This is a genomic window from Yersinia artesiana, assembly GCF_902726545.1.
In the GTDB taxonomy this organism is placed as follows: domain Bacteria; phylum Pseudomonadota; class Gammaproteobacteria; order Enterobacterales; family Enterobacteriaceae; genus Yersinia; species Yersinia artesiana.
Genome location: NZ_CACVAD010000086.1, coordinates 1 through 11305 on the forward strand (window position 1 = coordinate 1; position 11305 = coordinate 11305).

Genomic DNA, 11305 nt, shown 5'->3' on the forward strand with positions numbered 1-11305 from the left:
ATTATATAGTATTAATTTTAACTAGGAAATGTCTGTTAGTTTATTCAGCTTCAAGGCTGGACAAACTAACATAAAAAACAATATTTTCAATCTGTTACGATTATTTTCTTTCTTTTATATTTTTGTTTTTTTTACAATTGATATGATCCATTTCTTATATTTAAATTTGAAAATTTGATGTTATAGGCTCATTATTCGCTTTAGTGGCATAAGCCGTCGAAATAAAAGGTGAAGTTAGAAATATGGAATGGATCGCAGATCCTACTATTTGGGCGGGGCTGGCAACGCTGGTTGTGCTCGAAATTGTGTTAGGTATAGACAACCTAATATTTATTGCCATCTTGGCGGAGAAGTTACCACGTCATCTACGAGATAAGGCCAGAGTCACGGGGTTGTTGTGCGCATTGCTCATGCGCCTGGTGCTATTGGCAAGTATCTCATGGTTAGCAACACTCACCGCACCATTAGTCACGATCTCTAACCATCCGTTCAGTGCGCGTGACTTAATCATGTTGATCGGCGGGGTATTCCTGCTCTTCAAGGCCACGATGGAGCTTAATGAGCGGCTTGAGGGCAAGGATCACCAACAAAACCAGCAGCGCAAAGGCGCACGGTTCTGGCCGGTTGTTGCACAAATCGTGGTGTTGGATGCTATTTTCTCCCTCGATTCGGTGATTACCGCCGTTGGTATGGTCGATCACCTCGCGGTAATGATGGCAGCAGTTTGTATCGCCATCGGTCTGATGCTGTTAGCCAGTAAATCATTAACTCGCTTTGTAAACGCACATCCCACGATTGTCATTCTGTGTTTGAGTTTCTTGCTGATGATCGGCTTTAGTTTAGTGGCTGAAGGCTTTGGCTACCATATTCCGAAAGGCTATCTGTATGCCGCTATTGGCTTCTCAGTCATTATTGAATCGCTGAATCAGTTTGCCCAATTCAACCGCCGCCGCTTCCTGTCGACCGTTCGCCCATTGCGGGAGAGGACAGCAGAAGCAGTGCTGCGCATGCTCAGTGGCAAACACGAAGAAGCTGAATTGGATAACCATACCGCCAATTTGATTGCTGATAATACCAGTGTCGGTCAAGAGGTGTTCAACGAGCAAGAACGCCGGATGATTGAGCGGGTATTGGGGCTGGCGCAACGGACAGTCAGCAGCATCATGACTTCTCGTCATGATGTCGAGTATCTCGATTTGAATGACCCGCCAGAAAAACTCACTCAGTTACTGACAAAAAATCTGCATACCCGAATTGTGGTTACTGAAGATAGTTCAACAGATGAACCTCTGGGTGTCATTCACGTCATTGATTTGCTGAAGCAACAATTAGCGAACGAAAAACTCGATTTACGGGCGCTGATTCGCCAGCCATTAATCTTCCCAGAACAGGTTTCACTGTTGATGGCCTTGGAGCAATTCCGTCAGGCGCAAACCCATTTTGCCTTTGTAGTGGATGAATTTGGCTCGATTGAAGGGGTCGTAACTCTCACCGATGTGATGGAAACCATTGCAGGTAATCTGCCAGTAGCAGGTGAAGAGCTCGATGCCCGTCATGACATTCAGCAAACTGATGATGGCTGCTGGATAGCGAATGGTTATATGCCGTTGGAAGATTTGGTGCTCTATCTGCCACTACCGATTGATGATAAACGCGAATATCATACATTGGCCGGATTGTTGATGGAGTATACCCAGCGGATACCTAAAGTCGGTGAACAGCTGAAAATTGGTGACTATCTGTTTGAGCCGCTTGAAGTCAGCAGCCATCGCATCTTAAAGGTGAAGATAACGCCGCTGAAAGTTCCAGACCCTGATTATGAAGTGTAATGCACTGGCAGTATAAAATATCAGACTGAGATAATGATAAAGAATAGAGCCGGGCCACTTTTCGTTGCCCGGCTTTTTATTGTTATTTGCCGACGTTATAAGTGCACAGGAACCAGGATTTCTGTGGCAACAATGACCACAACCAGCCCAACCAATACCGGTACTGAGGTACGTTTTACTACTTCAAACGGAGAGATTTTTGCCATCCCAGCCACTGCAACCACCACACCAGATACCGGAGATAATGTACGACCCAGATTTGAAGCTTGTAGCATTGGGATCACCAGATAGGCCGGATTAATCCCCATTTGCGCCGCCAGTTTCGGAATCAATTCAACAAACGCATAGAATGGTGCATTACCAGAGCCGGTAGTCATGGCCGCCAGCATGGTGATGGTGACTAATACCAACATCATAATAATGCCGCCGGTACCAAATGATTGCGCTAATCCAATCAGACCGCTGATAAAACCAACAGTGCTCAATCCCTGTGCAAATACCCCAGCGGCAACTAAGAGCATCACAACAGTAGCAAATGCATCTGCCATTCCGCGGTAAGCCACTTCAAGGCCGGTAAATACCGTCTTCGCATTGAAGCTACGTAAGAACTCAATCACTGCGGCAATCAGCATACAGATAACCAATACCGTGATGATGTGTAGTTCCGGCCCCCATTTACCGTCAAAGATCAACACACCAATGATGGGTGTAAAGGGCAGAATGGCGTAAAAGCTCGGAGCATTGGTTGTGATGTCATTAACATCCATCATTTCATGCTTTTCCTGGCTTTTATTATCCAGATAACGCTGCCAGAAAAAGTGAGCGATGGCCATGCAGACAATCGCAGCAATGGAGATCGGTAATGTGGTTTTAAAGGCAAAATCGACCAGAGGCATTTCAGAGGCTTTTGCTGCTAACACGACGTCACCAGAGGTTGGTGCCAAAATGATCGCCGCTGGTGATGCGCAGATTGCTGCTGCAGCCCCCCGGCTGATGCCAACGTTAACCATCACTGGGAACAATGTCGCCATCAACAATACGCCCAACCCAGTTGCCGATGACACCGCCAAAGACATCAAACAGGCCACAATATAAGCGGCGACCATCAATAAATAAGGTGAGTTGATCATTTGCAGTGGTTTGGATGCAATCTTGACCACCACATCATTCGCGCCAATGTGGGTCATATAGGCGGCAAAGCCACATAACATCATGATCATCATGCCGAGATCGCCACCACGGCTCATCAGCAAGATTTTGACGTACTCAACAATATCCGTCGCTCGCCAGCCGGTTGGTGTTGCACTGGCAGGCAATACATTTTTGCCCATTAACGCGCTGATAATTAATAGTAATAAACCACCAACCATCAGTACGCCGGTGGCTGAGTAGCCTTTAATAATATAACGGCCGACACCGATGGCTACTACAACCCCAATCAAAAGATCTAACATATACCCTCTCTCGCCAAATACTCGTTTGTTGCTAAATACCCTTTGCTTTCGGCATGACATCGCAAGCAGCGGCATGCCTATGATTTTAGGTATCAGTCATTATTATTGTTAAAACGCAGAAATCGCTCTGCACTCTGCCCAAAGTCCACCGGCGAGTTTATGACATCTATCAATAATTCACAGAGATTTTAGAAACAAATATTAGTTTGTGAGCAGGTGAGAGGATTTTATATTTAGACAGGCGATTTTGGCGAACAATTCAACAACAGGAAAATAACAAAGAGAAACTATCACCCCCGATATGCTTATGACTATCGGAGGTGATGCCGTATTAAAGTTTATCAATAAGCTTTTTAAGATCTTTGCTTCCACGACTTTCCTGATTACGTTCAGCCCAATCATTAAGTGCTTTTTTGGCCCGCTGCTGTAATTCACCACGTAAAAGCTGCTCAACATTCAGTTGATAACTCAGTTGAGTCCATGGGCCATAGATACGCAGGGGAATATCCGTGTTTTGCAGCATCCTGACCAGGCTATCTTGCCCACTCCAGCCTTGCATCACTCGCACTGACAGATTCATATCACATTGCTGCGCCGGCAAATTAAGTTCTCCGTCGCCTTTAATGGAAATCAAGGAAGAATCCGCACCGAGGTTGCTTACATTCACCCGCCCTCGGTTCAGGGCCAGACTGGCTTGCAGCTGTTTAACCTCGGTGTAACGTTCATACCTGTCTTGACCTTTAACATCGCTGGAACTACGTGTGACCGCTTGCTGGATTAGTTGTTGAATGTTCAGCCCCTCCAACTTCGCATCATTCATGCTGAACTCAGCGTTGCCTTTCCAACGATGGTTAAACGCCTTAACATTAATTCCATCACCAGACAGCTGCGCTTTCATGGTGAATTTACCGGTCATCATCTGCGGTAAGCCAGCGGCTGCCAATACTGGGCCTAATTCCATATGGTTTATCACCGGGTTGATAGCGGTGAACATCTTCTTACCGGTCACATCCAGCGAACCTGGCAGCGAAAAATCACCGCCCAATGCATTGCCAGTCAACCGGCTAATCTGGATATCACCCTGCTGGTTTGATGCTTGTAAATTGAGTTGGCTAACTTGAATGGCGCGGTACACCAAATTATTCGCGGTGAGAGTGAGTTGCGCCGTAAAATTACGTAATGCCTGTAGATCTTGCCCTACATCATCATCCGCCTGGATAGCAATAACCGGTGCAGTTACCGCTGGCTGTTTAGCGCTGTCTTTAGTGCTGATGCTACTTTTTGGCTCCCAACCGGAAATGGTATCCAGGTTGAGATTATCAGCTGCCAGATTAATAACATATTCAGGAACTGGGCCAAAAGTCGCTTTGGCACTCCCGGCCAATTGGTTGTTATTTGCCGTGAAACTGAGCTTATTGAGCAGTAATTGCTGAATATTATGTTGATAACTGGCTTGTAATAACCCCTCTCCGCTTACGCCCCCCACCGGAATATCCGCCCCTTCTAACTTATAGGTGAACTGGCTGACATTTGCGCCGAACTGCTGCGGATAACGACTCATATCTACGTCAGCAACCATGGAGAAAGTGACATCTCGCTGATTACGATTAATACGGCTGGCAAGCGTGACATGTATTTGGCGCTGAGCATCTTGTTGCAGTTCAAGATTGATATCGCGAACATTTACTTGATCATTATCTGCCCGCTGCCAAATAAGCAGGCTATCGGCAACCTGAACTTTATTAATATCAAGCTTCCAGGCGCGGTGCTCATCAACCGGCGCATTGCCAGTCGGCGCAACCGGTGCCCCTGGTTGCTGTTGTGCTTCGCTGTCAGGGGTTAAGCGGATAACCGCCCCTTTTAGCATTACCTGTTTAACATCAAGTTGATGCGACAACAGTGGCCAAAGTTTGACATCAAGACGCATATTTTCAGCACTGACTACAGGTGTAGCAGCACCGGGCGCGGTTAAGGCCATTCGGCCGGCGATAATGCTCAGTTGCGGCCAAACATGCCAACGCAAATCACCTTCCAGTTGCAGGTGATAACCACTTTTTCTTTCGACCTGTTTGACCATATAAGCACGGAAGTCATTAGGATTTACTAGCAATACCAATGCGCTCATCCCAGCTACCAATACCACTAGCAGGATAATTAACGTCGTTAGTAATCGTCTCATGACATCCTCTTGTCTAATCAGGCTAAAACGTCCAAACAGGCTAAGAAATCAGCAAGAAAAATGGCTAGTCTTTATCAATCCGACTGGCTACAGCGCCTTGTTGACCACGATACTTGGCATCCTGACGACTATTATAAGGACGTGCTGCCGGGCCAGAAAGTGGCTCAAAACTCAGCGCACCAATTAGCATGCCAGGGCGTAATGCCAACGGCAACTTACCTGAATTATAGAACTCCAGCACAATCCTGCCTTGCCAACCGGGATCAATTCGGTGGGCAGTCACATGAACCATCAAACCAAGACGGGCCAATGAAGAGCGGCCATCCAGCCAGCCGACCAAATCATCGGGGATCGTCACCGATTCAAGAGTTACCGCCAGCGCCAACTCACCGGGATGCAGGAAGAATGCCTCCCCTTCCGGTAAATTGATCTCCTCACTCATCACCCGCTCCAGCGCTGCGCTGACTTCATCTTTCGGGCCACTTAAATCGATAAATGCTGCCGTGTGACCATTGAAAACACGGAATTGATTCCCTAAGCGGACATCGACTGTGGCACCATTAATACGTTCTACTGGCGGGCGAGGGTCAATCCCCAGTTTGCCGCTATCCAGCCAGGCTTCTATGTCACGATCGCACAGTCTCATTGCTAAAATCCCCATCAAAATTCGTATGTTACAGCTCACATTTTATGAAAGCTGCCATATTAAGAAGCAAAGGTCCAGACGAACATCACTCAAAGAACTGACTAATTTTTGCTTTAAGAATATCGATCGCAATGCGGTTCTTACCGCCACGAGGGACGATAATGTCAGCATATTGCTTAGAAGGCTCGATAAATTGCAGGAACATTGGACGCACAGTTTTCTGGTATTGAGCCATCACCGAATCCATAGAACGGCCGCGTTCGTTGACATCACGCTTCATTCGACGCATCAAACAGATGTCCAGCGGCGTGTCGACAAAGATAGAGAAGTTCATCTCCTGGCGCAGACGAATATCGGTCAACAACAAGATCCCTTCCAGAATAATCACTTTCTTCGGTTCTAAATGGACGGTTTCTTTTTTTCGCGTGTGTTCGGTGTAACTGTAAAGTGGCAGCTCAATCGGCTTGCCCGCTTTCAGCGATTGCAGATGTTCTAACAATAAATTGTGATCCATGGCGCTGGGATGGTCATAGTTAGTTTTGACCCGCTCTTCCATCGACAGGTGACTCTGGTCTTTGTAATAACCATCCTCAGGGATGACACCAATATGTTGGTCACCTACCTGTTCACGCAATTCACGATACAGCGTACTAGCGATAAGACTTTTCCCGGAGGCTGAGGCACCCGCTATCCCGATAATGACGCACTGGTGTGCTTTGTCAGTCATAAAATTAAAGACCTGATTACGAAGTGTGAAGGGAGACAAAGCACGCAAGGTGCTTCGAGCGCGCCAATTATAAGGAGTTAACGGGTTTGATGCCAGTATTAACCCCCTGCATCTTCGGCAACACAGGAGGTTATACTCGTCATACTTCAAGCTGCATCTGCGTTGGCTACACTCAATAACCCGAATCACTTACGACTGTAAGCTTATCGGGATTAATGAGCCTCATCCCTACGAGCAGCATAAATGCTGTTCAAATCGGTTCCCGACCGATTTGTATCTTGCTTGCCGCCTTCCTGCACCCCGAATTATTTAGGGGATAGGGGTTATTACACCGCGCGGAATGAGATTTCCGTCGGAATGGCTTCGCCCTGCCAATACATCTCTGCTGCAACGTTGGATGCCAGTTGGCGATAGATATCAGCAAATTCGCTATCAGGATGGCTGACAACCGTTGGCTCGCCGCGATCGAGGTCTTCGCGCAGTGAAATATGCAACGGAATTTGTCCCAACAATTTGCAATGGTATTTTTGCGCCAGCTTTTCTGCCCCGCCGGTACCAAAAATAGGCTCCAGATGGCCGCAATTACTGCAAATATGCATACTCATATTTTCAATAATGCCCAGCACTGGCACATGCACTTTCTCAAACATCACGATACCTTTCATGGCATCAATCAAGGCAATATCCTGTGGGGTGGTTACCACCAGCGCTCCGGTGACAGGGATATTCTGTGAAAGGGTCAATTGAATATCACCGGTTCCCGGCGGCATATCGATGACTAAATAATCCAGATCCGGCCATAAGGTATCTTGCAACATTTGCATCAAGGCTTTGCTGGCCATCGGGCCGCGCCACACCATGGCGTTCTCATCGGTCACCAAATAGCCAATCGAGTTAGTGGCGATACCGTGGGCCATGATCGGTGCCATATGCTTGCCATCAGGGGAAGTTGGCCGCTGATTTGTGGTGCCCAGCATATTTGGAATGGAAGGGCCATAAATATCAGCGTCCAGAATACCGACTTTTGCGCCCTCTTCAGCCAAAGCCAGTGCCAGGTTCACGGCGGTGCTGGATTTACCCACCCCACCTTTACCGGAACTGACCGCCACAATATTACGCACCCCTTTAACTCCGGGTTGATCATTGGCGCGTTTCAGTGTGGTGATATTATGCGACAGTTTCCAGTCAATGGCTTTGGCACCCGTCACTGCCAGCAATTCTCCGCTGACGGACTCTTTTAATATGTCAAAGCCGAACTGCCAGGCAAAAGGCATCACCAGCTCGATATGTAGCACATTGTCCAATAAGGCACAGTGATGGATAGCACGCAGCTCGGTCAGGCTCTTTTGCAAGGTTGGGTGTGTAAAGGCAGCAAGAACCTTTGAAATTTGTGATTGCAGCAGGTCAGGGGTGGTCTGCTCGGGGGATTTTGGGTTCATCCCGGCTCCTTGAATTTATCGTTATTAACCAACAGAACTTATCGTTATTAGACCATAATAGTGTACCAGAACTCCGTCACACCTGTGTGAGCCTAATAAAGAGAAAACAGATTCAGCCCACATAACTGAATTGTTAATAACCAAATTGTTAATAACCAAATATGCTGAAAACCGTCTAAAACAACATTGTTATGACTTAAGGCTATCCATGAACTGCCTTACCCTAGCGACGAACCAGTATATCGGTTAACATCAAAGACCCTTTAATCGACATAAAGAAAGCAATTTCCCACTATGGCTCAAGTCGCGAAAAAAATATTGGTGACGTGCGCGCTACCATACGCTAACGGTTCTATTCATCTCGGTCACATGCTCGAGCACATCCAGGCAGACATCTGGGTCCGTTTCCAGCGAATGCGCGGCAACCAGGTTCATTTTATCTGTGCAGATGATGCCCACGGCACCCCAATTATGCTGAAAGCTCAGCAACTGGGTATTGAACCGGAGCAAATGATTGCCGAGATGAGCCAGGAGCACCAACAAGATTTCGCCGGTTTCGCTATCAGTTATGATAACTATCACTCTACCCACAGTGATGAAAACCGTGAACTGTCGAGCCTGATATACAGCCGCCTGAAAGCGAATGGCTATATCAAGAATCGGACGATTTCTCAGCTCTATGATCCTGAGAAAGGGATGTTCCTGCCCGATCGCTTTGTCAAAGGCACTTGTCCGAAATGTAAATCACCGGATCAATATGGCGATAACTGCGAAGTTTGTGGCGCGACTTATAGCCCAACTGAACTTATCGATCCAAAATCTGCGGTTTCGGGTGCGACACCGGTCATGCGCGAATCTGAGCACTTCTTCTTCGACTTACCTGCGTTTAGCGATATGTTGCAAGCCTGGACACGTTCCGGTGCACTGCAAGAACAAGTTGCGAATAAAATGCAGGAATGGTTTGAATCGGGCCTGCAGCAGTGGGATATCTCCCGCGATGCCCCTTACTTTGGTTTCGAAATACCTGATGCGCCAGGTAAATATTTCTACGTCTGGCTTGATGCCCCTATCGGCTATATGGGCGCATTCAAAAACCTGTGCGACAAGCGCGGCGATTTAGATTTTGATGAGTTCTGGCGTAAAGATTCTGACGCCGACCTGTATCATTTCATTGGTAAGGACATTGTTTACTTCCACAGCCTGTTCTGGCCCGCCATGCTGGAAGGCAGCAACTTCCGCAAGCCAACCAATCTATTCGTCCATGGCTATGTCACGGTAAACGGCGCAAAAATGTCGAAATCTCGTGGCACATTCATTAAAGCGGGCACTTACCTGAAACATCTGGATGCCGATTGCCTGCGTTATTACTACGCCGCCAAGCTATCCTCTCGTATCGATGATATCGACCTGAATCTGGAAGATTTTGTCCAGCGCGTCAATGCCGATATCGTCAACAAAGTGGTCAATCTGGCCTCGCGTAATGCCGGTTTTATCAATAAGCGTTTTGCGGGCAAGTTAGCCGATCACCTTGCTGACCCTGCGTTATATAAAACCTTCACCGATGCAGCAGCCAGTATTGCCGATGCCTATAACAACCGCGAATCAAGCAAAGCGATTCGTGAAATTATGGCGCTGGCCGATGTTGCCAACCGTTATGTTGATGAACAGGCACCTTGGGTCGTGGCAAAAGAAGAAGGCCGTGATGCCGACTTGCAAGCTATTTGCTCTATGGGTATCAACCTGTTCCGCGTGCTGATGACTTACCTCAAGCCCGTACTGCCCGCGCTGACTGAACGCACTGAAGCTTTCCTCAACACTGAATTAACCTGGAATAGCATCGAACAGCCACTGTTAGGCCATCAGATTAACGCCTTTAAAGCGCTGTTTAACCGTATTGATTTGGAGAAGGTGAACGAAATGGTTGCCTCTTCTAAAGAAGATATGGCGGCAACAGTCGCGGTAACCGGTCCATTAGCCGATGACCCGATTCAGGAAACCATCAGTTTTGATGATTTTGCTAAAGTGGATATGCGCATCGCGCTGATTCAACAAGCAGATTTTGTCGAAGGCTCAGATAAGCTATTAAAACTGAAATTGGATCTTGGCGGTGAGACCCGTCAGGTCTTTTCAGGTATCCGTTCTGCTTACCCTGATCCTAAAGTTTTGGAAGGTCGACTCACCGTCATGGTGGCAAATCTGGCTCCGCGCAAAATGCGCTTCGGAATATCAGAAGGCATGGTGATGGCCGCTGGCCCTGGTGGCAAAGATATCTTCCTGCTCAGCCCAGACAATGGCGCTCAGCCAGGTATGCAGGTGAAGTAGTCATACACTAGCACGCAAAAATGCCGGTTATGGGGCAACCAGACCGGCATTTTTTATGACCAATAGATTAATTAATCCTGCTGATATCCCTGCTGATACATCGACACGCATTGCCGCTCCCGTTGCCAGGCTTCCAGCCAAAACAGCATATTAATAAATAAACTTAGCGAGAAGATTAAGAATAAAATACTATCCAGTAAAGATACTTTAATTAATGCATTAATAATAATATTCTGATGATGTTTTACTTCTACAAACCCTGATGAAAAAAACCAAAATACGCCGACAGCACCTAATATATTCAATATCACAACCGGCCAATGCCACTTGGCTAATAAAAAGAAAACCCACGATAACGCCATGAGTAAAATAATGGCATCATCCAATTCAAAAATCAGAAAAAAGCTCAGGTATAATAAGCCAAAACAAACCAGTGCCAACCCAAATGGATACTCATTAGGTAAGGCTGAAGCAAGCTGTTTTCTACGGTCACATGTGGGAGGCTTTATATCATAAATATTGATAAAGGTAAGATAAAGCAAAAATGAAACTAATAAAAACAGGTCAATTTCGCCATATAAAAAATAGTAATCGAATGGCAGAAGGTGAAACAACAATAAATAAGGATTTAACTTTTGGTTTGCCAAACGGTATGAACAAGGCAGCAGTAGCACTAATGAAAGCACACCAGTAAAGGATGATATTGAAA

General features: G+C 46.7%; 8 protein-coding genes. 2 read left to right on the plus strand and 6 right to left on the minus strand.

Going from position 1 to position 11305, the window contains the following annotated elements:
* Positions 1–242 precede the first annotated feature (242 nt).
* Entirely contained in the window at positions 243–1829 is a 1587-nt protein-coding gene (locus tag HU019_RS19570; RefSeq protein ID WP_174849893.1) for a TerC family protein, read from the plus strand.
* 95 nt (positions 1830–1924) lie between these two features.
* On the opposite strand, the gene dcuC is transcribed toward HU019_RS19570, so the two are convergent.
* The 5 genes from dcuC to apbC form a co-directional block, all read right to left on the minus strand.
* On the minus strand, positions 1925–3283 hold the full coding sequence (gene dcuC, locus HU019_RS19575; protein WP_032819001.1) for an anaerobic C4-dicarboxylate transporter DcuC: 1359 nt from the start codon (positions 3281–3283) through the stop codon (positions 1925–1927).
* A 331-nt stretch (positions 3284–3614) separates the two neighbouring features.
* Positions 3615–5462 carry an outer membrane assembly protein AsmA gene (gene asmA / locus HU019_RS19580; RefSeq protein WP_174849892.1) on the minus strand — a complete coding sequence of 616 codons (1848 nt, stop codon included), beginning with the start codon at positions 5460–5462 and terminating at the stop codon, positions 3615–3617.
* Between the two features lie 64 nt (positions 5463–5526).
* Positions 5527–6108, minus strand: a complete 582-nt coding sequence (dcd, locus tag HU019_RS19585; protein WP_005162354.1) for a dCTP deaminase — start codon at positions 6106–6108, stop codon at positions 5527–5529.
* Positions 6109–6193: 85 nt separating this feature from the next.
* Positions 6194–6835 (minus strand): uridine kinase, encoded by a 642-nt coding sequence (gene udk, locus HU019_RS19590; protein ID WP_005162352.1) that lies wholly within the window; start codon positions 6833–6835, stop codon positions 6194–6196.
* Between the two features lie 326 nt (positions 6836–7161).
* Positions 7162–8274: an iron-sulfur cluster carrier protein ApbC gene (gene apbC, locus HU019_RS19595; RefSeq protein ID WP_174849891.1), complete on the minus strand. Its 1113-nt coding sequence runs from the start codon at positions 8272–8274 to the stop codon at positions 7162–7164.
* A 294-nt stretch (positions 8275–8568) separates the two neighbouring features.
* Between apbC and metG the strand changes: the two genes are divergently transcribed.
* Positions 8569–10596, plus strand: coding sequence for a methionine--tRNA ligase (metG, locus tag HU019_RS19600; RefSeq protein ID WP_174849890.1), 2028 nt, complete (start codon positions 8569–8571; stop codon positions 10594–10596).
* A 71-nt stretch (positions 10597–10667) separates the two neighbouring features.
* On the opposite strand, the gene HU019_RS19605 is transcribed toward metG, so the two are convergent.
* Positions 10668–11300, minus strand: a complete 633-nt coding sequence (locus HU019_RS19605; RefSeq protein WP_235921495.1) for a hypothetical protein — start codon at positions 11298–11300, stop codon at positions 10668–10670.
* Positions 11301–11305 lie beyond the last annotated feature (5 nt).

Coding starts and splice junctions, on each gene's coding strand:
- dcd (WP_005162354.1), bottom strand. CDS start 6,108: ATGAGACTGTGCGATCGTGACATAGAAGCCTGGCTGGATAGCGGCAAA.
- metG (WP_174849890.1), top strand. CDS start 8,569: ATGGCTCAAGTCGCGAAAAAAATATTGGTGACGTGCGCGCTACCATAC.
- dcuC (WP_032819001.1), bottom strand. CDS start 3,283: ATGTTAGATCTTTTGATTGGGGTTGTAGTAGCCATCGGTGTCGGCCGT.
- asmA (WP_174849892.1), bottom strand. CDS start 5,462: ATGAGACGATTACTAACGACGTTAATTATCCTGCTAGTGGTATTGGTA.
- apbC (WP_174849891.1), bottom strand. CDS start 8,274: ATGAACCCAAAATCCCCCGAGCAGACCACCCCTGACCTGCTGCAATCA.
- udk (WP_005162352.1), bottom strand. CDS start 6,835: ATGACTGACAAAGCACACCAGTGCGTCATTATCGGGATAGCGGGTGCC.
- HU019_RS19570 (WP_174849893.1), top strand. CDS start 243: ATGGAATGGATCGCAGATCCTACTATTTGGGCGGGGCTGGCAACGCTG.